This is a genomic window from Prevotella sp. P5-108, assembly GCF_002251385.1.
GTDB lineage: Bacteria > Bacteroidota > Bacteroidia > Bacteroidales > Bacteroidaceae > Prevotella.
The window spans coordinates 120,500-144,653 of record NZ_NPJJ01000033.1; the positions used below are offsets into that span (position 1 = coordinate 120,500).

A 24,154-nucleotide genomic window follows, 5' to 3' on the forward strand; every position below is an offset into this window, starting at 1 on the left:
GCAGGACGCACACCATCAGAACGGGGAGAAAAACACTGTCCGCAATGCCAAAGGTATCGGCACTGCGGACAGTATGGAATGGCTGTCGTGACAGACAGCGGTCTTATCAGATAAATGTGGACTCAATAGCCCGAGCGATACTTGCCATCGTCCTTGTCTTCAAGCATGGAGAGGTAGGACTGGTAGCGCGACGCGGCTATATAGTGATTTTCTACCGCATCAAGCACAGCACAACCGGGTTCGTGGGTGTGGGTGCAGTTGGAGAACCTGCAATCCTTGGAGAAGCGGAAGATTTCCTTGAAGTAGCTGGATATTTCTTCGGGCTCCATATCGAAGGTGCCAAAGCCGCGTATGCCGGGCGTGTCGATGATATATCCGCCATCGGCCAGCTGCAACATCTCGCTGAAGGTGGTGGTGTGCATGCCGGCGTCGTGGGCATCGGAAATCTCGGCGGTACGCAACTGGGCTCCAGGCACGAGAGTATTGATAAGCGTGGATTTGCCTACACCGCTGTTGCCGCTGAGCACGGTCACCTTGCCCTGAAGCAGGTCGACGAGCTGAGCCACTCCTTCGCCTGTGGCAGCCGAAATCTGGCGGCACTCATATCCCACCGTCTCATAGAGGCTCACCATCATCGCCTGATAGTGCAACTCTTCGGGAGAGAGCAGGTCGGTCTTGTTGAAGACCAGTACCACCGGCACACTGTAAGCCTCAGCTGAGGCAAGAAAGCGGTCGATGAAGGTGGTGGAGGTCTGCGGATGGCTCACGGTGACGATAAGGAACGCCTGGTCGACATTGGCGGCAATGATGTGGCTCTGCTTGGAGAGGTTCTGCGACTTGCGCACGATGTAGTTGCGCCGGTCCTCGATGGCGGTGATGAATGCCGTTCCCTCCTGATTGAGCGCTATCTCGACCCTGTCGCCCACAGCCACAGGATTGGTGCTGCGTATGCCCTTGAGACGGAAATTGCCCTTAATCTTGCTTTCGACCGTCTCGCCATTGTCGGTGCGCACGGTGTACCAGCTGCCGGTGTTCTTGATGACGAGTCCCTTCACTATACGGTCATTATCTCTTTCTGCTTGGCATCGAGCAGTTCGTCTATCTTCTTGATATACTTGTCGTGAACCTTCTGCAAATCGTTCTCAGCGTCCTTCTCAAGGTCTTCAGACAGACCGTCCTTGATGGCCTTCTTGAGTTTGTCCTTGATTTCTCCACGCACGTTGCGCACCTCTACCTTGGCGCGTTCACCTATCTTGTTGCACTGCTTTACCAACTCTTGACGGCGCTCGCCTGTGGGCTGTGGAAGATTGAGGCGAACCACCTCGCCATTGTTCTCGGGAGTGATGCCTACATCGCTGTCCATGATACCCTTCTCGATATCCTTGATGGCCTTCTTGTCCCAGGGACGGATGGCTATGGTACGGGCGTCGGGCACGGTGACGGTAGCTACCTGGTTGAGGGGAACCATAGAGCCATAAGAGTTAACTCTCACTCCATCGAGGAGAGCCACATTGGCTCTGCCGGCACGGATGCGTACCAACTGCTCTTCGAGATACATCGCTGCCATCTCCATACGCTCTTCGGCGTCGCTTAAAGTCTGCTTTACGTCTATCATAATCTTAGTGTTTTTGTTCTTTACGACAAATTTAGGTATTTCCGCCTAATTACGCAATATTTTTACCAACAAATTTGCTGACAGGCAACAAAAAAGGGCCACACCCCTACTCGTCTGCAAGTAGGAGGTGTGGCCCTTCGGTCTCTGTCTATATATTGCTACTCGGTGTAGAGATAGCGCTTGATACTCTTCTTGGGAGTCTTCTCAAACTCCTCTTCCTGGATGCGGACAGCCGAAAGACGGGCATAGGCGGGCATCACTGCATTGAAGTCTTGGCGGTTCTGCTCCATGATGCTCTCGATGTCTGATGGCTTGAGACCCATAACCTTGGCCTCATCATAGTCGGGATGGAGAAGGCCAATCAGCTTGTCGCCCTTCTGGATGACTACGCTCTCGGCGACAAGCGGCATCGAAGAGAGCTTGTCTTCGAGCTCCTCGGGATAGATGTTCTGTCCGTTGGAACCGAGCAGCATGTTCTTGGAGCGACCCTTGATGAACACGTTGCCCTCGGCATCCATCGTACCGAGGTCGCCGGTGTGGAACCAGCCGTCCTCGTCGATAGCGGCGCGGGTGGCGTCCTCGTTCTTGTAGTAGCCCAGAAGCACATTGGGACCCTTGGTCAGTATCTCGCCAGGCACATTCTCTGGGTCTGGGCTCACGATGCGTACCTCCTGATGGAGGGCTGCACGGCCACAACTGCCCTTGGCGAAAGACGCATAGTCGGAGTAGCAGATGATGGGTCCGCACTCGGTAGCGCCATAGCCCACCGTGTAGCGGAAGCCGATACGGTTGAGGAAGCTCTCGACCTCCTGACTGAAGGCGGCTCCACCTACGATAATCTCATAGAAATTGCCTCCAAAGGCAGCGGTAACCTGCTCGCAAATCTTCTCGTTGACCTTCTTGTTAATGACGGGCATATTGAGCAGCAGTCGCATCTTGTTGGTCTGCAGCTTGGGGAACACCTTCTTGCGGATAATCTTCTCGATGATGAGCGGCACGGCAATAATGATGCGTGGACGCACGTCGGCAAAGGCCTGGGCGATGATGGCGGGGCTGGGAATACGGGTGAGATAATAGACATGGCAGCCAGAGAGGAACTCGAAGAGGAACTCAAAGGCCATACCATACATATGGGCCATGGGCAGGATGCTTATCACCTTGTCGCCCACTGCAATGTGCTTGCCGATTACCGTACGGGCAAAGTCGGCATTGCTCCAAAGCGAACGGTAAGGCAGCATCACTCCCTTGGAGAAGCCTGTAGTGCCACTGGTGTAGTTGATAAGCGCCAGTTCTTCAGGACTCTGCTCCTTGTAATAGGACACATGTTCCTTGCGGAAGTACTTGGGATACTTGTGACCGAACATCTCGTTGAGATGCTCACGTGCGTAGGTCAACTTGTCGGTACGCGAGAGCACCAGCGAATAGTCGGGGAGATAGACGATGCCCTCAAGAGCGGGCATCTTGGTGCCATCTATCTGGGTGGCGACGACATCGCCCACGAAGAGCAGCTTGGCGTCGCTGTGATTGACAATGTTGTATATCTGGTCTGGGGTAAACTCGTGCAGGATGGGTACGGCTACGGCACCATAGGTGAGCGTGGCCAGGAAGGCACAGGCCCAAGCCGAACTGTTGCGGCCGCAAAGGGCTATCTTGTCACCCTTCTGCACACCGCTATTCTCAAATAGGATGTGCAGTTTCTCTATCTTGCGCGCCACGTCATGATACTGCAGCGTTATTCCCTTGTAATCGGTCAGTGCATCACTGTCCCAATGGTCGATGATGCTCTTCTCAATGAGAGCATTGAAGCTTGGAATTTCCATCATAATGCTTCTTATTAATTGGTTATATAGATTGTTGGTATTTATATCTCTTGATACTCTTCTTGGGTGTCTTCTCAAACTCGGTAGCATGGAGCTGTATGGCAGCAATCTTGCAGAAATGGGGCAGCTTGCTGTTGAGCTCGATGCGGTTCTGCTCCATGACGCCGCGCAGGTCGGCATCGTCGAAGCCCATGCTCTTGACCTCCTCGACATCGGGGTGGACCAAAGCCACGAGCTGGTCGCCACGCTGCACCACAAGGCTCTCGCCGACGAGGGCCATAGAGTTGAGCTTGTCTTCTATCTCTTCGGGATAGACATTCTGGCCGTTGGCTCCGAGCAGCATGTTCTTGATGCGGCCGCGGATGAAGACATGGCCGTCGGCACTCATGGTGGCGAGGTCGCCGGTATGGAACCATCCGTCGACGTCGATGACAGCGCGGGTGGCTTCCTCGTTCTTATAATAGCCGAGCATCACGTTCAAGCCGCGGGTAATGATTTCTCCGGGCACATGCTCGGGGTCTTCGCTGGCGATGCGCACCTCCATGTGGGTGGCAGGGGTACCGCAAGAGCCGGGCACGAAGTCGTCCCAGTTGCTCATGGTAATCATCGGGGCGGTCTCGGTGGTGCCATAGCCCACAGTGATGGGGAACCCGATGCTGACAAAGAACTCTTCGACCTCACGGCTAAGACTGGCTCCACCAACCATAACCTGGTAGAGGTTGCCGCCGAATACCTCGCGTACACGCTCGCAGATACGCTCCTTGACCTTGTCGCGAAGGAGGGGCATATTCATGAGCAGGCGCACCATGCTGGTCTGAAATTCGGGGAAGATCTTCTTGCGCACAATCTTCTCGACCACAAGGGGAACCGAGCAGATGAGGCGCGGACGTATCTCGGCCAAAGCCTCGGCCACGAGCGTGGGAGTGGGCATGCGGGTAAGGAAGAAGATATGGCTGCCCAAACAGAACTGGAAGAGCACATCGTCCATGAGTCCATACATATGGGCCATGGGCAGAATGCACACGCAGTTGCTGCCACGGGGGATATGCTTGCCCATCATCCCATTGAGGAAGTCGAAGTTGCTCCACAGCGCACGATAAGGCAGCACCACGCCCTTGGAGAAGCCGGTGGTACCGCTGGTATAGTTGATGAGCGCCACGTCTTCGGCATCGCCGTGGTGATAGGCCACATGCTCGCGACGGAAGAACTTGGGGAACTTACTGCCAAACATCTCGTTGAGATGCTCTCGTGCATAGGTGAGCTGCTCGGAACGCGAGAGCGTGAGCGAGAAGTCGGGCAGATAGAACACGCCTTCCAATGCGGGCATCTGCGAAGCGTCTATCTGCGTAGCCACCACGTCGCCCACAAAGAGCAGTCTGGCTTCGCTATGATTGACGATGTTGTAAATCTGGTCGGGAGTAAATTCATTCTGTATAGGAACGGCTACAGCGCCATAGGCAAGTGTAGCCAAAAACGCCACAGCCCAATTGGAACTGTTGCGACCACACAGGGCTATTTTGTCGCCCTTCTCTATACCGCTATTGGCAAAGAGAATGTGCAGTTTTTCGATTTTGCGGGCTACATCGTGGTACTGTAAAGTGGTTCCTTTATAGTCTGTGAGGGCGTCTCTATCCCAGTTCTCCACGACAGCCTTTTCAATATATTCAATAAAGCTCGGTGTCAAATCCATTGCACATAAGAGTAATTTATGTGCAAAGATACTATCTTATTTGCACACTGCAAAACATATTGTGCAGTATTTTACACAAATCACGATAATTTGTACTTTTCTCTACCTTATTACGGGTGGATTGGTGGCTATTTCGGGCACGCTACTCGTAACGCATGCTCTTGGCGGGATGGATGTGGGAGACAAAGTAGCTGGGGGCGATGAGCACGAAGACGCTCACCACGAGGGTTACCACATTGAGGGCGATGATGATGGGAACATTGATTTCGACGGGAGCCGTCTCGACATAATAGGTCGTGGGGTCGAGCTTGACCACGCCGGTATAGCGCTGCAGCAGAAGCAGCCCCAGGGCGATGGCGTCGCCCAACAGCAGTCCGCGACCGATGATGAACACGGCAAACCAAATGAACATGTGGCGGATGGTCTTGTTGCGCGCACCGAGGGCTTTGAGCACGCCTATCATGGTGGTGCGCTCCAATATTATAATAAGGAGGCCCGACACCATGGTGACTCCTGCCACCGCCAGCATCAGCGCGAGGATAATCCAGACATTGAGGTCGAGCAGATTGAGCCACTGGAAAATCTGCGGATTAATCTCCTGGATGGTCTTGGAGGAATAGGTAGCTCCATAGCTGTCCATGGAGCGGTTGATGCGGTCGATGAAGAGCGACTCGGTATCATCGATGCGACTGAAATCGGCGACGGTGACCTCGGCACCCGATGCCTGGTCGGACTCCCAGCCGTTGAGCTTCACGGCGGTATAAAGGTCTATGAAGCAGGTGGTGCGGTCGTATTGGGTAAGATTGGTCTGATAGATGCCCTGGATGGTAAACCGGCGGGCGCGCACCCCTTGCTGGTCGATGAAATAGGCAAAAATCTTGTCGCCACACTTGACCTGAAGCATATCGGCCATCTTGCGCGAGACGAGGATATGGTTGCTGCTCTTCTGGTCGGAGAAGCGGGGGATGGTGCCTTCCACGAGGTTCTTGTGGAGGAAGGTGGTATCGTAGTCGGGACCTACGCCCTTGAACATGACGCCCAGGAAGTCCTTGTCGGTCTTGAGTATGCCCTGCTTCATGGCATAGCGCTGCACGTGGGCCACTCCGGGGATGTCGCGGATGACGCGCACCATGGAGTCGTTCATCTGGATGGGATACTGTTCCTGGTTCTGCAGCGTCATGAAGTCGGCCACTTGGATGTGGGAGCCGAAGCCGATGACCTTGTCCTGGATGGTATGCTTGAAGCCGAAGACTACACTCACGGAGATAATCATGACCGCCAGACCAATGGCCACACCGGCTATGGCTATACGCACGGCAGGCTTGGAGACCTTCTGTCTGTCGCCGGTATAGCTGTATATCTTGCGGGCTATGTAGAGTGGGAAATTCATGGGCGTAAGTGTGGCGCGTGGGGTTATTCGTCGCTGTCGTCGCGACCGGGATAGAGTTCAAGGGCCTTGCGCAGCACCACGAGGGCACGCTCCAGGTCGTCCTTTTTCAGCACGTAGGCGATACGCACCTGGTTGCGGCCGGCACCGGGGGTGGTATAGAAGCCTTGGGCAGGAGCCATCATCACGGTCTCACCCTCGTAGCTGAACTCTTCGAGGCACCAGCGGCAGAACTTCTCGCTGTCGTCGACAGGGAGCTTGGCCACAGTGTAGAAGGCACCCATAGGGATGGGCGAATAGACGCCGGGGATGCGGTTGAGGCCGTCGATGAGACACTTGCGGCGCTCCACATACTCGTCGTAGACATCGCGGTAATACTCCTCGGGAGCATCGAGCGACGCCTCGGCCACAATCTGTCCGATAAGGGGTGGAGAGAGGCGGGCCTGACAGAACTTCATCACCGCGCGACGCACCTCGGCGTTCTTGGTGACCAGGGCTCCGATGCGTATTCCGCACTCGCTGTAGCGCTTGGACACTGAGTCGATGAGGATAGTGTTCTGCTCAATGCCCTCGAGGTGCATGGCGCTGATGTAGGGCGAACCGGTGTAGATGTACTCACGATAGACCTCGTCGGAGAAGAGGTAGAGGTCGTACTTCTTGACCAGGTCGCGTATCTGGTGCATCTCGCGGCGGGTATAGAGATAACCTGTGGGGTTGTTGGGATTGCAGATGAGTATGGCGCGGGTACGCTCGTTGATGAGTTCCTCAAACCGCTCGACACGGGGCAGTGCAAATCCTTCCTCTATGGTGGTGGCGATGGTGCGGATGGTGGCACCCGCCGACACGGCAAAGGCCATATAGTTGGCATAGGCGGGCTCGGGGATGATAATCTCGTCGCCGGGATTGAGGGTGCTCATAAAGGCAAAGAGCACGGCCTCAGAACCGCCGGAGGTAATGATGATATCGTCGGCAGTAACCTCGATGTCATACTTGTGATAATACTCTGTAAGTTTCTGTCGATAGCTGAGATAACCCTGCGATGGAGAATATTCGAGCACCTGACGGTGAACATTCTTGAGGGCATCAAGTCCACACTGAGGGGTAGGCAGGTCGGGCTGACCGATATTGAGGTGATAAACTTTGGTGCCACGGGCCTTGGCTGCAGCTGCCAACGGTGCCAACTTACGGATTGGCGATTCGGGCATTTCAAGTCCGCGAATAGAAATTTCTGGCATAACTCTAATTGCTAATACGGATGCAAAGTTACTTATTTTTTTGTAATAGCCTTACATCCTGTCACAAAAAACTTACAGACGCAGCCATTATCCACCACCAAACGGCCACGCTCATCGTCTTCTCCAAGGGGCAGCCACCTGCCCATCATAGTTCTTAGCATAGGTACTATCGTTGCTATCCGCGGGCTTTATGGTTAACTGTGTGTCATACCATCCGTTGTATATCTTGATGGCATGCACCAGTTGCCCTGCTTCGGTGTAAGTGTCCTGCCGCCCCGTGAAGTGGCGATAAAGGAAGGCGGTGCGGTTGGCTTTATGAAATTCTCTGGTGGGTTCTTGCTCCACAAACCACAGCCGTGGCCGAGCACTGTCTCGGGTTATCAAGGAGAGGGCAAAGAGCCGACGGGGAGCGAAATAGAGGCTATCGGCTGTGGCCATAGAGTCGCGCAAAGTGCGCACGATGGGTATAAGCAACCATGTCGTGTCTTTCGTCTGCCGATACATAGCCTGCCGAACTTTCATATCCTTGCTCGAAAAATTGCGCTCGGTGAGAAAATCCATCTGCTGCTCGTGAGCTTGCACATAAGCCATCACCCGAGCGAGTATCTGGGCTGAGGGCTTGGTTTGCAAGTCCGATTGTCCAATCGCCCCTTCACGCTCATAGCAACTGCTAACCAGCAGAGACGTGGCGGCAAGCAACAGGTACATCCAAAGAATTATACGTCGCATAGTGTTTTTTATCATATATGGTTTATTGGACTCTAAGATGCGTATATAACTACCATCCTCTCCTTCGGTCTATTGTAGATACCCAGATTTCTTCTATTACATAATTGCATAGCAACTTTGCGCGAGTGTCAACGGTGACATTGTATGGCAGCGGCGAGAAAAAGTTTGTATAGACAGACTGTATAAGGAGGCTTAAACTTTACCAGCACATTGACAGCCTGTACCAGACAACTGTCTTATCGACTGCGCCTGCGATCAACGACAAACACCCATATATCGTCTATAACAAAATTAGCCAAATATTTGGCCCGACCATCAACAGTCATATTTTCTGGGAGTTTATAAAACAGCCTATCTGCATTGACCTTAAATGGCGGCTTAAAATACATTCTGATATGAGCAGCTGGTGTCCTAACCGTATCGGGCGACACACCACTAAGATCCATACACGCCACATACGCACCACACACATAGCGCACACCATGGGGATCTACGAAAGGAGATGTATCTTTAATATTAAGAAGTTTTGGTGTGATATCGCGCCTTATTATCTGCCAGAACTCATCGAAGGTGCGCCCCACGAAATAATCTGCCTGCTTGTCAAAATTGAGTTTCAGATACTCTATCGTGTCTCCCACCTCCTTTAAGGGGTAATAATGAAAACTCTGCGCCCTCGCTATAATTGCGGCAAAGGAAACAACAGTTAACAGAATAATTCTTTTCATAATCATGGACAATATTTTATAGTTATATATTGATATGATACATAGTATGCCGAACATTCATGTCCTTGCCCGAAAAATTGCGCTCGGTGAGAAAATCTATCTGCTGCTCGTGAGCTTGCACATAAGCCTTCACCCGAGCGAGTATCTGGTCTGAGGGCATAGTCTGCAAGTCTGCATGACTCCGCGTCCCTTCACTTTCATGGCAACTGGTAGCCAACAGGACGATGGCTAACACAAATACGCTTTTCAGAGATATTAATGCCTTCATACTGTGGTATTATGCTTGGTGGCCATAAAGTTACAAATATTTTTTACCAATGCAATATTTTTTCAATTTTTTTTTGCGATGGCACATCTAAGTCCACACTGAGGGGTGGGCAGGTCGTGCTGGCCGATATTGAGGTGATAAACTTTGGTGCCAAGGGCCTTGGCTGCAGCAGCCAACTGTGCCAATTTACGGATTGGAGATTCGGGCATTTCAAGTCTGCGAATAGAAATAGAGGGCATAATACTAATAGCTATTATGCATGCATCAGGTAGTTATTTTTTACTAATAAACTTCCACTCACCGCAAAGGCTTGTGCGCCAAGCCCTCAAAACGAGTTGCAGACCAATCTGGGCGACAGGGTGACCTGTCTCAAATTCATCGCACAGGGGTTGGCATCAGAGGCACATAGGATGACGACCGCCGCAAGCGCTGGCAACATCATTCCAAAGCGTGAATCAATCAACCAGAGGGCTGAAACGGTGATACCAGACCCTGCAACCAAGAAATCAAAACCTGCAACCAATTTCAACGTCATCATCACCGAAATGAAGCCACACACAGCGCATAAGCTGATAAAGAGACGCATATAAGATAAAGATATAAGGCGTGACAGGGCTGACAGCCGTCGCAGGAATCAAAGCCCTCCAACAGCCGAAGACAAGCGTCAACCGACCAGGGGGTGTTCACATTTTTTTACCCGCAACTGGCTGCGTATAGAAAAAAAGTAACTACCTTTGCACGACAACAACAGAAATAAAGAATATGAGAAGTAGAACAGCCAACTGGTATGAAACCACCGTCCGCTATGAGAAGACTATGGAGGACGGAATGCAGAAAAAAATAAGTGAACTCTATGTGGTCGACGCAGTCAGCTTCGGCGACGCCGAGAAGTCCATCGCGAGCGAGATGTCGGCATACGTAAGCGGCGAACTCGAAATCAAGAACATCAACCCTGCTGCCTATGGCGAGATATTCTTCAGCGAGAACGGCAATGACGACCGCTGGTACAAGGCCAAGCTGCAGTTTATCACCCTCGACGAAAAGAGCGGCAAGGAGAAGCGTAGCAACGTAAACTATCTGGTACAGGCTGCCAACATGAACGGCGCCATCAAGAACATCGACACAGTGATGGGCGGAACCATGATAGACTATGTTATCGCCAACATCAGCGAGACACGCATCATGGATGTCTACGAGCACAACGCTCCCAAGAAGCAGGTACGCGACGACAAGCCCGAATACGAGGAGGAGAAATAATGGTGGACGTGGCAAAAAACCTGCTGGCCATCAAGGCCCAGTTGCCCGAAGGAGTGGAGCTGACGGCTGTCAGCAAGTTCCACCCCGACGAGTATATCACCGCTGCCTACAATGTGGGGCAGCGCATATTTGGCGAAAGCCATGAGCAGGAACTTGCCCGTAAGGCCGCCTCGCTGCCCAAAGACATCCATTGGCACTTTATCGGACACCTACAGACCAACAAGGTGAAGTATATAGCTCCCTATATCAGCATGATAGAGTCGGTAGATTCTATCAGGCTGCTCCGCGAGATAGAGAAACAGGGAGCCCGATGCGGTCGCCGCATCCGCGTATTGCTGGAACTGCACATCGCAGAGGAAGCCACCAAGTACGGACTTACCCCCGACGACTGCCGGAGTCTGCTCGCCGACGGCGAATGGCAGCAGATGGAGCATGTGGAGATATGCGGACTCATGATGATGGCATCCCACACCGATGACCACGACCAGATAGCCCGCGAGATGGACACCGCCCACAGCTTCTTCGACGAGGTAAGAGTCAAGTACTTTGCCGACCAGCCCTCGTTCCGCTACCGCTCGTGGGGCATGAGCGACGACTACCCCATCGCCATCCACCACGGCTCCAACATGGTGCGCGTAGGTACCGCCATCTTTGGCGAGCGGGTCTATTGACATCCCCAACAAAGCCAACAGCCCGGCACGCATGATGATAGCGTGTCGGGCTGTTGGCATTATAAGGAATAGCGGTTTTTACTTCTTCAGCGCTGCGGTGCGCACACGGCTCAGCGTCTCGGGAGTCATCTGCAGATAGCTGGCGATATAGGTGAGCGGCGCGCGGAGTATCACTTGGGGCATAATCTTGCACAACTTCTGATAGCGGTCCTGCGATGTCTCGAAGCGCACCAAGTCGGCATGAATCTGGGAGGTGATAAGACTCTCTTCCAGTATCTTGCGATAGAGTATCTGGATATTCACATTGTGCAGAGCCACCTCCTCGAGGCGTGCCTTGGGCAGGGCGTAGACCCATGTGGGCTCCAGCGCCTCTATCTGCAGTTGTGTGGGTTCCTCTTTGAACAGGCTCTCTATACACATGACGATTCCGCCCTCGACGGCGATATGCTCGGTGAGCTCCTTGCCGTTCTTGAAGTAGAACTGGCGCGTCATACCCTTGGATATATACAGGAATTCTCTGCATATATCGCCCTCGGACAGTATCATCTGTCCCTTCAGGTATTTGCGAGGTACCAGAATACTCTCCAGAATATCCAGTTCTCCATGGGTCATTGTACTGTATTTACGTGCCAACTCACGGGCTACGTCACGTGTTGAATTAAACTTTTCCATAATAAGGAGTTAACTTAATTGTTGATAAGTATAGTAGTACAGAAAGATTTTCCGTTAACATCAGAAGGTTAAGACGAAAATTTCATTCACGAACCCTGGGGTTGCCAAGAACTACATTCTTTCGGTGCATATTACACTCTTTAATGCAAAGATAATAAAAAAAACTATTACTCAACGCATTTTAATATATTTTTATACTCTTGCAATAGTTTTGTAATGTCAATACGGAAACGAAAACCCACACCATGGGATGGCTGACAGTATGGCCACGCGACATGATGTGGGTGAATATTGCGTTCTTTGCCCGTATCGTATCAATCGAGCTTCAGGACGGCGAGGAAAGCCTTCTGGGGCACTTCCACGTTACCTATCTGCTTCATGCGCTTCTTTCCTTTCTTCTGCTTTTCGAGCAGCTTGCGCTTACGGCTCACGTCGCCGCCATAGCACTTGGCTGTAACGTCCTTGCGCACCTGCTTCACCGTCTCGCGGGCCACAATCTTGGCACCGATAGCTGCCTGAATGGCAATGTCGAACTGCTGGCGGGGAATGAGTTCCTTAAGTTTCTCACACATCTTGCGACCCAGAGTCACGGCATTGCTTTCATGGGTAAGCGTGGAGAGGGCATCGACCGACTCACCATTGAGCAGAATGTCGAGTTTGGCCAACTTGGACGGGCGGAAGCTGTCGATATGGTAGTCGAACGAGGCATAACCCTTGCTGATAGACTTGAGCTTGTCGTAGAAGTCTATCACTATCTCGCCCAGAGGTATCATGAAATGGAGTTCCACACGGTTGCCGCTCACATACTCCTGCTTGAGCAGTTCGCCACGCTTGTCGAGGCAGAGTTTCATGATGGGGCCGATATAGTTGGCATCGGTGATGATGGTGGCGCGTATGTAGGGTTCCTCTATATGCTCTATCAGCGTCTGCTCGGGCAGACCAGAGGGGTTGTGTACTTCCTTGGCATTGCCATGCTTGTCATAGACCATATACGACACGTTGGGCACGGTGGTGATGACGTCCATATTGAACTCGCGGTCGAGGCGCTCCTGCACTATCTCCATGTGGAGCAGGCCCAGAAAGCCGCAGCGGAAACCGAAGCCGAGGGCTACCGACGACTCGGGCATGAAAGTGAGCGAGGCATCGTTGAGCTGGAGCTTTTCCAGCGAGGTGCGCAGGTTCTCATAGTCAGACGGGTCGATGGGATAGACACCGGCAAACACCATAGGCTTGACTTCCTGGAAACCGGCGATGGCCTTATCGCAGGGCTCGTCGACGTGGGTAATGGTATCGCCCACCTTGACTTCCTTGGCGTTCTTGATGCCGCTGATGATATAGCCCACCTCGCCGGTAGAGAGCTGCTGCGTGGGAATCATGTCCATCTTGAGCACACCCACCTCGTCGGCGGTATATTCCATGCCGGTATTGAAGAACTTCACCTTGTCGCCCTTGCGTATAGAGCCGTTCTCCACCTTACAGAGGGTGATGATGCCGCGGAAGGAGTTGAACAGCGAGTCGAATATCAGAGCCTGGAGGGGAGCATGGGTATCGCCCGTAGGACTGGGGATGCGCTGGACCACGGCCTCGAGAATCTCGTCGACACCCTCTCCAGTCTTGCCCGACGCACGCAGGATGTCCTCGCGCTTACATCCCAAGAGCTCCACTATCTCGTCTTCCACCTCGTCGGGCATGGCACTGGGCATATCTATCTTGTTGATGACGGGTATGATTTCGAGGTCGTGCTCGATAGCCATGTAGAGGTTGGAGATGGTCTGCGCCTGCACGCCCTGAGTGGCATCGACCACCAGCAGAGCGCCTTCACAGGCGGCAATACTGCGCGACACCTCGTAAGAGAAGTCGACGTGTCCGGGAGTATCAATAAGGTTGAGGATATATTTTTCGCCACCCGACAGATATTCCATCTGTATGGCGTGGCTCTTGATGGTGATACCGCGCTCGCGCTCGAGGTCCATATTGTCGAGCATCTGTCCTTCGGTAATCTGTATGGTCTGCGTACGCTCCAGCAGTCTGTCGGCGAGGGTAGATTTGCCATGGTCGATGTGGGCGATGATGCAGAAGTTGCGTATATGCTTCATTGTGATAATTCCTGATTAGAGTGCAAAGTTACTGAAAATCGGTGATATATTGTCGGTTTGCCACAAAAAAAATATCAGCCTCACGAATAAGTTTTTCACTTTCTTGACGATTATAATGATAATATTCGTAACTTTGCACACCTATTTATATATAATATATAGTGTCATGAAGAGAGTATTGATTGTCATAATGCTTGCTATGACGCTCGCGGCATGCCACGAGTCGATAGAAGACAGGGCCGAGCGCGAGGCTCGCGAGTTTACCCGCCGCTTCTGCCCCACCCCGACCAAGGACTATATACGCACAGACAGCATCGTGTTCCGTCGGGCCACGCGCGAGTACATATATTATTGTACCATCACCGACGAGATGGACAATGTAGAGGTGATAGACCGCAACCGCCAGTATATCCATAACCATCTGCTGGAGGGCCTGCGCCAATCGACCGACATCATGGCTTACAAGCAGGCTGGCTTTATCTTCGTCTACGAATGTAAGTCTGACCAGAACCCCGACCTCACCCTCTACCACGACAGCTTTGGTCCCGACGACTACCGGGAGCCCAAACCGGAAAAATGAGAGCTGCATTAATAACAAAAAAGCGAACGCCTAATCATCAGCGTTCGCTTTTTCCGTTTCCGTTATCAGGGTCTCCGTGTCAGAATCCCATCTCTTCCAGAGCCGTAGCCAACTGGTCAGGACAACTGGTGGGCTTGGCGCCGCAGCGGATGCCCTGCAGACGGGCCTTGACATCCTCGGCTTTCATACCGCGGATGAGGGCGCAGATGCCTTGCAGGTTGCCGTGGCAACCACCCATAAAACTGACATTCTGTACACAGCCGTTGTCATCGACATCGATGTCTATCTGGCGGCTGCAGGTGCCCTGGGGGATATAGCTATAATGCTTCATCATCAATTAGTCCTCAGCGGGTTTCATATTGGTGTACACGTTCTGTACATCGTCAAACTCCTCGAGCTTCTCTACCATCTTGCCGATGGTCTCACGCTGTTCGGGAGTGACGTCCTTGAGGTCGTTGGGGATACGGGTAAACTCGGCGCTGGTAATCTCGTAGCCATTCTGCTCGAGATAGTGCTGGATGTCGCCAAAGCTCTTGGGGTCGCCATAGATGGTAACCTCACCCTCTTCGTCGTCCTCGTCGAACTCGTCATCCACTCCGAAGTCAATCAGTTCGAGTATCAGGTCGTCCATACTCATGCCGTCTTTCATCTTGAAAGTAAAGACTGCCTTGTGGTCGAAGAGGAAGCTGAGCGAGCCCTGGGTACCCAGGTTGCCGTTGAACTTGTTGAACACCGAACGTACATCGGCCACGGTGCGGGTGGTGTTGTCGGTGAGTGAGTCTACGAAGACTGCGATACCGTGGGGGCCATATCCCTCATAGGGCACCTCCTTGTAGTCGCTCTGGTCTTTACCCATAGCGTTCTTGATGGCGCGCTCGATGTTTTCCTTGGGCATGTTCTCACGTCTACAGGTAGCTATGATAGCACGCAGTGTAGGGTTGTTTTCGGGCTCTGGGCCACCGGCCTTTACGGCAATGGCAATCTGCTTGCCCAGTTTGGTAAACGTACGGGCCATGTGACCCCATCTCTTCAATTTCGTAGCTTTACGATATTCAAATGCTCTTCCCATTGGGTTTAGTGTTTTATCGGAGCTCGGCTCCAAGTTTATTTTTAATGTTATTAATCAGTTTGGTCATGATGGCGTCTATGGCCTTGTCATTGAGGGTGCGGGTGGCATCCTGGATGATGAAGTTTACGGCATAGCTCTTCTTGCCTTCGGGCAGGTTCTTGCCCTGATACACGTCGAAGAGTTCCACGCGCTTGAGCAGCTTCTTCTCTGTCTGGAAGGCGATTTCCTCTATCTGGGCAAACTTCACACTGTTGTCGATGAGCAGTGCCAGGTCGCGGCTTACGGCAGGATACTTGGAGATTTCCTGATACTCGAGCTTGTTCTTGCGCACTGCCTTCATCAGCGTATTCCAGTGGATGTCGGCATAGTATACGGGGTTGGCGATGTCGGCAGCCCGCTGCAGCTTGTGGGAGAGTATTCCCAGCTCGGCTACGGTCTTGCCGCCGCGTGTCATCACCTTCAGGCCGGAGGCGAAGATATTGTTGTCGCTCGTTTCGACCACCATCATGTTCTTGGTGAGGCCCACACGGGCAAATATATTCTGCACATAGGCATTGAGTTCACAGAACGAGCTGTCCTCGTCGGCATGGGCCCACGAGCCACACACGCGCTTGCCGGTAACCCACAGTCCGAGGTGAGCCTCTTCGACGTATGCCTTGCTGGGGTCTTCATAGCTCCAGCGGTCCTGATGGTAGTGGTAGCAGTTGCCCACCTCGAAGAAGCGCAGGTTGGCGTTCTTGCGGTTGGCATTGCGCACGATGCTCTCCAGGCCACCGAAGAGCAGCGTCTGCCGCATCACGCCGAGGTCGGCGCTCAGCGGGTTGACCACCTTGACGGTCTGTTCCCAGGGATAGGCGTTGAGGCCGGCCTGCTCGTAATAGCTCACCTTGGTGAGCGAGTTGTTCATAATCTCATAGAAGCCACAGCCCACGAGCTGCTCGCCGACAAGGTTCTGCAGACGATACTCGGCATCCTGCTCGGTCTGCACGGTGAGCGAAGACTTGAGCTGGGTGGGAATCTCGACATTGTTGTAGCCGTAGATACGCAGGATGTCCTCGACCACGTCACAGGGGCGCTGCACATCGGTACGGTAGGCGGGCACGTCGAGCACGAGGCCTTCGGCGTCTTCAGCCACCACCTTCATCTCCAGGCTTTCGGCTATCTGGCGTATCAAGTCGTGACCGATGGCCTTGCCTATCAGACGGTCGCAGTATTCATAGTCGAGACGCACCTGGGCGTCGGCGATGGGGGCGGGATAGACATCGTTGATTTGCATGGACACCTTGCCGCCAGCCAACTGGCAGCAGAGGATAGCGGCCTGCTTGAGGGCATAGATGGTGCCGTTGGGGTCGATGCCGCGCTCGAAGCGGTAAGAGGCATCGGTAGAGAGACCGTGGCGACGGGCGCTCTTGCGAATCCAGGTGGGGTGGAAGTAGGCGCTCTCGAGCACCACATTGGTGGTGGTGTCATAGGTACCAGAGCCCTTGCCACCAAAGACGCCGGCGATACACATGGGCTCTTCGGCATTACAGATGCTGAGGTCGTGCTCGCCCAGCAGGTGCTCTTCGCCATCGAGGGTGACGAATGGGGTACCCTCGGGCTGGGTGCGCACTACTATGCGGTGACCCTTGACCATATCAGCGTCGAAGCAGTGGAGCGGCTGGCCGTAGGCCATCATCACGTAGTTGGTGATATCGACAATATTGTTGATAGGACGCAGACCGATGGTGCTGAGCTTGTCCTTGAGCCACTGGGGGCTTTCCTTGACCTCGCAGCCGGTGATGCTCACACAGGCATAGCGCTTGCAGGCTTCGGTATTATCAATCTCTACCTCGATGGGCAGCGACTCGTTGTCTACCTTGAAGTCATCGCAGCTGGGGCGGTGGAGCGATGTCTCGTAGCCGTTGCGGCGCAACCAGGCATAGAGGTCGCGCGCCACACCATAGTGTGACAGGGCGTCAGAACGGTTGGCGGTGATATCCACCTCGATGAGCCAGTCGCTCTCCAGGTGGTAATATTCGGCGGCAGGCTGACCCACAGGGGCGTCCTCGGGCAGCACGATGATACCGTCGTGGCTGTTGCCTACTCCTATCTCGTCTTCGGCACAAATCATACCGAGCGACTCTACACCACGCAGCTTGCTGCGCTTGATGGTAAATTCCTTGTCGCCATCATAGAGCACACAGCCCAGGTCGGCAACGATTACCTTCTGGCCGGCAGCCACATTGGGGGCGCCGCAGACGATTTGCTGGGGAGCTTCCTTGCCCAGGTCTACGGTGGTCACATGCAGGTGGTCCGAGTTGGGATGGGCCTCGCAGGTAAGCACTTTACCCACATAGAGACCCTTCAGACCACCACGGATAGACTGTACCTCTTCGAGGGCGTCCACTTCGAGGCCGGTAGAGGTGAGGGCTGCTGCGGTTTCCTGCGGAGTAAGACTGAAGTCAACATACTCCTTCAGCCACTTATAAGAAATATTCATTGTCTGTTATCTTTATTGTATTGTGTTCGCTAAATGCTATTTGGGCGCAAAAGTAATATTTTTCCGCCACTTACGCAACTTTTTTGCGTGTAATATTCATTTTCTTCCGCCTTTTTACACCTTATTATATATATAAGGGGTGGCACATCAGACTGAGCGCCGGGGACTTTGGAGCGGCGCAGACCACCTCTACCCCGCTCTATGGGCACGAGCGAAGCACCGGGGTGCCCCCGGCAAAGGCAATGTCTCGCCAGGCAAGGCGCAGAGCATCTTCCCGTCACCGCAGAGGCCACAGACGGCGACCTGCCGATGCCCTCTGCCGGCGCGTAACATCTGTCACGAAGGCTCGTGCCTATTGTTACGTGCCCACGTATCTTACGGCACGGGGGCACGTAACTTACGATACGAGCCGCCAACGCCGGTCAGGAGAGGCGTAATGGTGTCAGCCACGGCTCCATCATGGGCCTCCCGCCCCGTCGGGACGAAGCTGACGGCAGCTATGATGCTGAAACTGCATTTCAACATGGTTGTAACACGGCTGAAACAACCATGTCGTAACTTTGCGCAAAATTCTAAAACGCTTATGACAAAGCAATTTCTCATATTTACGCTATGCACGGCGGTATGTGGCATGGCTGCCACCGCAGAAGCCGTGGCTCAAGACAACCAGAAAAGAAGTATGAAGATTGGCGGTACCCTGCGCTCCAAGTATGAATATCAGACCAGCGAGGGGGAGGGCCGTTTCCAGGTGCGCACGGCACGTGTAAATGTGTCGGGCACGCTCTCGCCGGTGGTGTCGTACAAGGCGGAGATAGACCTCTGCGACGAGGGAAAAATCAAGATGCTCGACGCCTATACCACCATCACTCCCTCAGACCGGTGGGCACTGACGATAGGCCAGATGCGCGTGCCGTTCACGATAGACGCCCACCGCTCGCCCCACCAGCAGTACTTCGCCAACAGGTCGTTTATCGCCAAGCAGGTGGGCAACATCCGCGATGTGGGTGCCAAGGCTGGCTACAACTTCAGGATGGGCTTCCCTGTCGTCATCGAGGCAGGTCTGTACAACGGCTCGGGACTTACCGACCAGAAAGACTACTGGACCAAGGGCATCAACTTCTCTGCCAAGATGCAGGCGATGCTCCCCGTGGGGCTCAACGTGGTGCTGAGCGCACAGAAAATCAAGCCCGAGGCGACGGGCATCATGATGTATGACGCCGGACTCAACTTCCACCGCCGCGGATGGGTGGTGGAGGCCGAATATCTCTACAAGCACTATGACGACGGGGCCTTCAAACCGGTACACGCCGTAGATGCTTTCGTCAACTACGACATCGCGATGAAGAAAGGATGTTTTACCAAGATTTCGCCGCTGCTGCGCTACGACTACATGACCGACCACAGCGACGGACACCGGTATCTTGACGGCAAAAAGGACGAGGGCGGCAGCCTGATCGTCAACGACTACCGCCGCAGCCGTGTCACGGGTGGCGTGACGCTGAGCCTCGACAAGCCCTTCGTCAGCGACATCCGCATCAACTATGAGAAGTATTTCTACGCCACAGGCGCCATCGCCAAGCCTTCCGAGCGCGACAAGATAGTCATAGAGGTGGTCACCCACTTCTAACGGCTGACGCCTGGGACTGATGGCTGGCGCGGGGTGTTAACGGTCGCTCGCTCGGGCCATACGCTCCTCGAGCGCCTCACGCAGGTTGTCGGTCGTGGCGAGCCCCAGCTTGCGGCGGATGTGGGCTCGCTGGGTGTTGACATTGCTCTCGGTCTTGCCGAGGAGACTGCAGATGTCGCCCAACTTCTTGCCACGGAGGATGAGCTGGCAGATGGATTTCTCGGAGGTAGTAAGCTCGGGGAAGATTTCGTCGATGCGCGACTTCTCGGTATCGCTTATGCGCATGAACTCAGCCACGTTGGCAAGGAGGTTCTTCTGCGAAGTCTCGCCCAGGATGTCGAGCAGATTGCGGGTATGCTCGGCGCCATAGCGGTCTGACGCCAGTCGCACATAGGCCCTGATCTGCTTCTTGTTCAGGCGCAGTATCTGCATCAGTTCGGCTTCGTCGCGCCGCAGTTCGGTGTTCTCGACCTGGAGGCGACGGGCGTTTTTGGCGATATGGAAGCCCAGAAAACTGAAGAACACCAGCACCACAAAGAGCATGAAGTAATAGTCGATGAGCGTGGAGTTATTGGTCGTAATAATGCACACGGTGTAGGTCACAAACATGATGGCGGTATTGACCTGGGTGATACGGGTGAGATAGGTGGAGAGCCCCACGATGGTATTGCCCGAGAGCAACAGCATGTTGATGATGATGACCATATACTTGTGGTCCATCGCCGGCTCGAAGGCGCTGTAGAGCGTATCGGCCGACAGCGAGAGCTGGGTGGCAACGGTCATCAGCGACAGGGTGGTGACTATCTCTATCCTGCGCCATAGATAGGCTGCCATCACCACACTCGCCGTGACGAGCAGCAGCATATTGCTCACGCTGAAGAAATGATGGAAGGCGCCCGAGATGCCCAGGATGTTGGACGAGAGCAGCAGGACGAGGGCAATGTAATAGACTGAGAGGATAACCAGGCGGTGGTGACCGATATAGGAAGGCTCGCGTCGATGCATAAGCCCGCTGATGCCGCTACGGATAGTGGCAGATTCTCGGTCGTCGGTTGAGAAGGGTTTCATTGTGACTGCGATTGTTTTTTGCGTCCCCAAAATTAAACATTTTTACGGACATTGACTGTTTTTAAGGCACTTTTTTTGACCTCAACTATCATTTTGACCATTTTTAAGGGTATCATGGTTTTCTTTTTAACCACCGTTTGATTAATTTTGCAGCACTCCAAGACATCAGACATACAGAACAAACCAGTATAAACGACCATAAAAAACTTGAAACACTTGAGAATTGCACAGACTACTCGCTTGGCTCGCGCCGTATACTTCATACAATTTGCTTTCACTTCATGACGCGGCGACAATGAGCCAAGCGAGGGAGACAGACAGCATCTCTCCTACTCCGGTTTTAGACTTTGTCATCATGGTTGCCACCTCACTCGGGGCGGAGATGACCTCCATCGGCCTGCAGAATAACTTATCATACAGCAAGTCGGACACAAAAAATAGGGAATTTTATTTTGTATTTCTCTCAGCTTGCACTACCTTTGCAATAAAAATAACGAGGTTTTGAAGAAGACAAGTAGTGATATATTGAAGATACTGTTCTCGCTCATCTTGGGCGGGGCCATACTTTACTGGATGTACCGCGGCTTCGACTTTGCCCAGTTGGGCGACGTGATGCTGCATCAGATGGACTGGACATGGATGCTGCTGTCGCTACCCTTTGGCATACTGGCACAGGCATTCCGTGGCTGGCGATGGAAGCTGGCTCTCGACCCCTTGGGCGAGCATCCGCGCAACTCCACGAGCGTCAACTCGGTCTTCCTGTCCTACGCGCTGAGCCTGCTCATACCCCGCATCGGCGAGTTTACCCGCTGCGGCGTGCTGAAGCGCTACGACGGCGTGTCGTTTGCCAAAGCCTTGGGCACGGTGCTGACCGAGCGCGTCATCGACACGCTCTTTATCGGTCTGCTGATACTCGCCACCTTCCTCTATCAGTTCCCCATCTTCCATACCTTCTTCAACCAGACCGGTACAAGGCTCGACACCATGCTCTGCCAGTTTTCGACCACGGGCTACATCGTCACCGCCATCTGCGGCGTGGTGGCGATAATCTCCACGTTGGCACTGCTGCGTCAGTATACTATATATAATAAGGTGAAGAATACCATCAGCGACATGTGGGCAGGCATCACGTCGCTGCGCATGATGGACCGCCGCGTGCTCTTCATCGTCTACACGCTGGCGATATGGGGCTGCTATTTCCTGCATTACTACCTGACGTTTTTCTGCTTCGACGCCACCTCACACCTGGGCATCTCGTGTGCGCTGGTGACCTTCGTGGTCGGCTCGGTGGCAGTAATCGTGCCCACGCCCAACGGCGCCGGCCCCTGGCATTTCGCCGTCAAGACCATGCTCATCCTCTATGGCGTAACCGATACCGACGCACTCTACTTCGTGCTAATCGTCCACTCGGTGCAGACCCTGCTCGTCGTGCTGATAGGAGTTTACGCCTGGATAGCGCTGATGTTTACCCGGCGACGTATCATTGTACAATCAACTTAACACTAAAATATCATGAGTGAGATTAAGAATTTGACACCCGAGTGCGTTTGGAAGCATTTCGACGCCCTCACCAAGGTTCCCCGTCCATCTGGTCATCTGGAACGAGTACAGCAGTTTCTCCTGGACTTCGCCGCACAAGCCGGAGTTGAAGCCTTCAAGGACAAAGGCAACAACATCGTCATGCGCAAGCCCGCTACACCAGGAATGGAGACACGCAAGACAGTAGTGTTGCAGGCCCACATGGACATGGTGCCCCAGAAGGCGCCCGACAGCCAGCACTGCTTTGAGACCGACCCCATTGAGACTTATATAGACGGCGACTGGATTAAGGCCAAAGGCACCACGCTGGGCGCAGACAACGGTCTGGGCATCGCAGCCATCATGGCTGTAATGGAAGCCAAAGACCTGAAGCACGGCCCCATCGAGGCGCTCATCACCGCCGACGAAGAGACGGGCATGTATGGCGCCAACGACCTGGAAGAGGGCATCCTCAACGCCGATATCCTGCTTAACCTCGACTCTGAAGCCTGGGGCAAGTTCGTCATCGGCTCGGCTGGCGGCGTAGACATCGACGCTTCTCTCGCCTACAAGGAGGTGGAGACCGACCCCGAAGATGTGGCGGTAAAGATTACCCTCAAGGGTCTGCGTGGCGGACACTCCGGACTGGAGATTCACGAGGGCCGCGCCAATGCCAACAAGTTGATGGTGCGCCTGGTACGTGAAGCCATCGAGGAATGTGAAGCACGCCTGGCAACATGGCATGGCGGCAACATGCGCAACGCCATCCCCTTTAAGGCCGAGACCGTGCTCACCCTCCCCAAGGAGAACGTAGAGGCACTCAAGGAACTGGTAGCCGAGTGGAAGGCTGACTTCGAAGACGAGTACAAGACCATCGAAAACAATATCGAACTCTACACCGAGGATGTAGAGACACCCAAGACCGAGGTACCTGTAGAAATCCAGGACAACCTGATAGATGTCATCTACGCCTGCCACGACGGCGTGGTGCGCATGATACCCGTCTACCCCACCGTGGTAGAGACCTCGAGCAACCTCGCCATCATCGACATTGAGGGAGGCAAGGCTTCGTTTAAGATTCTGGTTCGCAGCTCGCGCGAGGACATGAAGGAGTACACCGTCAACATGCTGCAGAGTTGCTTCAACATGGCCGGCATCAAGGTAGAGACCAGCGGCGACTACGGAGGCTGGGACCCCAACCCCGACAGCGAAATCCTGAACCTGCTGCGCAAGATTTACAAGGAGCAGAACGGCAAGGATGCACTGGTACAGGTAGACCACGCAGGTCTGGAGTGCTCTGTCATCCTGGGCAAATATCCCAATATGGACGTTGTGAGCCTTGGCCCAACCCTCTGCTCACCCCATACTACCGGTGAGCGCTGTCAGATATCAACCATGCTTCCTTTCTGGAAGCTGCTGACAGCAACTCTGGAGCAGATAGCCGAGAAATAACAAGCCCCAACAGGCATACAACCACTGAAGTGTGGCAGGAGCAGACCGTTCCTGTCACACTTTTTTTGATGGCGACAGTGAAAAAAATCGAGAAACGCCGTTCCATTACGGAGAATTTTAGTACTTTTGCAGACAACAAATCAATTATTAACATTATATGGACGATTATCACGCGGAAAATTCTAATCTGTAA

Annotated in this window: 23 protein-coding genes and 1 pseudogene; 6 read left to right on the forward strand and 18 right to left on the reverse strand. The window is 53.5% G+C overall.

All coding sequences use genetic code 11. The features are described 5' to 3' along the window. Positions 1–122 precede the first annotated feature (122 nt). From rsgA to CIK95_RS12830, 11 genes and pseudogenes are all read right to left on the reverse strand, one after another. A complete protein-coding gene (rsgA, locus tag CIK95_RS06605) occupies positions 123–1,055 on the reverse strand; it encodes a ribosome small subunit-dependent GTPase A (RefSeq protein WP_094466578.1) in 933 nt (310 codons plus the stop codon). Further along, the gene (gene frr, locus CIK95_RS06610) at positions 1,055–1,615 is read right to left on the reverse strand and encodes a ribosome recycling factor (RefSeq protein WP_022310837.1); all 561 of its coding nucleotides are present in this window, start codon (positions 1,613–1,615) and stop codon (positions 1,055–1,057) included. Before frr ends, rsgA begins: the two co-directional genes overlap by 1 nt. A gap of 158 nt (positions 1,616–1,773) precedes the next feature. Continuing rightward, the gene (locus CIK95_RS06615; RefSeq protein WP_094466579.1) at positions 1,774–3,438 is read right to left on the reverse strand and encodes an AMP-binding protein; all 1,665 of its coding nucleotides are present in this window, start codon (positions 3,436–3,438) and stop codon (positions 1,774–1,776) included. A gap of 19 nt (positions 3,439–3,457) precedes the next feature. Beyond that, positions 3,458–5,125: an AMP-binding protein gene (locus tag CIK95_RS06620; RefSeq protein ID WP_094466580.1), complete on the reverse strand. Its 1,668-nt coding sequence runs from the start codon at positions 5,123–5,125 to the stop codon at positions 3,458–3,460. Positions 5,126–5,267: 142 nt separating this feature from the next. After that, entirely contained in the window at positions 5,268–6,515 is a 1,248-nt protein-coding gene (locus CIK95_RS06625; protein ID WP_094466581.1) for an ABC transporter permease, read from the reverse strand. A 23-nt stretch (positions 6,516–6,538) separates the two neighbouring features. Further along, complete coding sequence (locus tag CIK95_RS06630) at positions 6,539–7,747, reverse strand: pyridoxal phosphate-dependent aminotransferase (RefSeq protein ID WP_094385855.1); 1,209 nt, start codon at positions 7,745–7,747, stop codon at positions 6,539–6,541. A 111-nt stretch (positions 7,748–7,858) separates the two neighbouring features. Continuing rightward, a complete protein-coding gene (locus CIK95_RS06635) occupies positions 7,859–8,476 on the reverse strand; it encodes a hypothetical protein (RefSeq protein WP_144007759.1) in 618 nt (205 codons plus the stop codon). A 236-nt stretch (positions 8,477–8,712) separates the two neighbouring features. Next, positions 8,713–9,201 carry a hypothetical protein gene (locus CIK95_RS06640; RefSeq protein WP_144007760.1) on the reverse strand — a complete coding sequence of 163 codons (489 nt, stop codon included), beginning with the start codon at positions 9,199–9,201 and terminating at the stop codon, positions 8,713–8,715. A 22-nt stretch (positions 9,202–9,223) separates the two neighbouring features. Continuing rightward, complete coding sequence (locus CIK95_RS06645) at positions 9,224–9,469, reverse strand: hypothetical protein (protein ID WP_094466583.1); 246 nt, start codon at positions 9,467–9,469, stop codon at positions 9,224–9,226. 89 nt (positions 9,470–9,558) lie between these two features. Next, positions 9,559–9,708, reverse strand: a pseudogene (locus CIK95_RS13455) (pyridoxal phosphate-dependent aminotransferase); the annotation flags it as partial. Between the two features lie 86 nt (positions 9,709–9,794). Then, complete coding sequence (locus CIK95_RS12830) at positions 9,795–10,007, reverse strand: hypothetical protein (RefSeq protein WP_144007761.1); 213 nt, start codon at positions 10,005–10,007, stop codon at positions 9,795–9,797. Between the two features lie 224 nt (positions 10,008–10,231). Between CIK95_RS12830 and CIK95_RS06655 the strand changes: the two genes are divergently transcribed. Beyond that, positions 10,232–10,726, forward strand: coding sequence for a DUF4494 domain-containing protein (locus CIK95_RS06655; RefSeq protein ID WP_094466585.1), 495 nt, complete (start codon positions 10,232–10,234; stop codon positions 10,724–10,726). Then, entirely contained in the window at positions 10,723–11,397 is a 675-nt protein-coding gene (locus CIK95_RS06660; protein WP_173849865.1) for a YggS family pyridoxal phosphate-dependent enzyme, read from the forward strand. The genes CIK95_RS06655 and CIK95_RS06660 overlap by 4 nt, the downstream gene beginning before the upstream one ends. A 78-nt stretch (positions 11,398–11,475) precedes the next feature. On the opposite strand, the gene CIK95_RS06665 is transcribed toward CIK95_RS06660, so the two are convergent. Both CIK95_RS06665 and lepA read right to left on the reverse strand, forming a co-directional pair. Beyond that, positions 11,476–12,069 carry a Crp/Fnr family transcriptional regulator gene (locus tag CIK95_RS06665; RefSeq protein ID WP_094386335.1) on the reverse strand — a complete coding sequence of 198 codons (594 nt, stop codon included), beginning with the start codon at positions 12,067–12,069 and terminating at the stop codon, positions 11,476–11,478. Between the two features lie 314 nt (positions 12,070–12,383). Then, on the reverse strand, positions 12,384–14,165 hold the full coding sequence (gene lepA / locus CIK95_RS06670; protein WP_022310848.1) for a translation elongation factor 4: 1,782 nt from the start codon (positions 14,163–14,165) through the stop codon (positions 12,384–12,386). A gap of 166 nt (positions 14,166–14,331) precedes the next feature. Here lepA and CIK95_RS06675 point away from each other — a divergent pair, with 166 nt between their 5' ends. After that, a complete protein-coding gene (locus CIK95_RS06675; protein ID WP_216820584.1) occupies positions 14,332–14,745 on the forward strand; it encodes a hypothetical protein in 414 nt (137 codons plus the stop codon). 79 nt (positions 14,746–14,824) lie between these two features. On the opposite strand, the gene CIK95_RS06680 is transcribed toward CIK95_RS06675, so the two are convergent. From CIK95_RS06680 to CIK95_RS13155, 4 genes are all read right to left on the reverse strand, one after another. Beyond that, a complete protein-coding gene (locus tag CIK95_RS06680; RefSeq protein ID WP_094466587.1) occupies positions 14,825–15,079 on the reverse strand; it encodes a TIGR03905 family TSCPD domain-containing protein in 255 nt (84 codons plus the stop codon). A gap of 3 nt (positions 15,080–15,082) precedes the next feature. Further along, on the reverse strand, positions 15,083–15,814 hold the full coding sequence (locus tag CIK95_RS06685; protein ID WP_022310851.1) for a YebC/PmpR family DNA-binding transcriptional regulator: 732 nt from the start codon (positions 15,812–15,814) through the stop codon (positions 15,083–15,085). A 13-nt stretch (positions 15,815–15,827) separates the two neighbouring features. Next, positions 15,828–18,296, reverse strand: coding sequence for a phenylalanine--tRNA ligase subunit beta (gene pheT / locus CIK95_RS06690; protein ID WP_094386331.1), 2,469 nt, complete (start codon positions 18,294–18,296; stop codon positions 15,828–15,830). Between the two features lie 375 nt (positions 18,297–18,671). After that, positions 18,672–18,821, reverse strand: a complete 150-nt coding sequence (locus CIK95_RS13155; protein WP_158215106.1) for a hypothetical protein — start codon at positions 18,819–18,821, stop codon at positions 18,672–18,674. Between the two features lie 58 nt (positions 18,822–18,879). Here CIK95_RS13155 and CIK95_RS06695 point away from each other — a divergent pair, with 58 nt between their 5' ends. Beyond that, entirely contained in the window at positions 18,880–19,923 is a 1,044-nt protein-coding gene (locus tag CIK95_RS06695) for a porin (protein ID WP_022310853.1), read from the forward strand. Positions 19,924–19,959: 36 nt separating this feature from the next. Here CIK95_RS06695 and CIK95_RS06700 read toward each other — a convergent pair whose 3' ends face one another. Further along, entirely contained in the window at positions 19,960–20,991 is a 1,032-nt protein-coding gene (locus CIK95_RS06700) for a hypothetical protein (protein ID WP_094387787.1), read from the reverse strand. A 501-nt stretch (positions 20,992–21,492) separates the two neighbouring features. Between CIK95_RS06700 and CIK95_RS06715 the strand changes: the two genes are divergently transcribed. Beyond that, a complete protein-coding gene (locus CIK95_RS06715; RefSeq protein ID WP_094466589.1) occupies positions 21,493–22,491 on the forward strand; it encodes a lysylphosphatidylglycerol synthase transmembrane domain-containing protein in 999 nt (332 codons plus the stop codon). A 12-nt stretch (positions 22,492–22,503) separates the two neighbouring features. Then, on the forward strand, positions 22,504–23,961 hold the full coding sequence (locus CIK95_RS06720) for an aminoacyl-histidine dipeptidase (RefSeq protein ID WP_094423277.1): 1,458 nt from the start codon (positions 22,504–22,506) through the stop codon (positions 23,959–23,961). Positions 23,962–24,154: the final 193 nt, after the last annotated feature.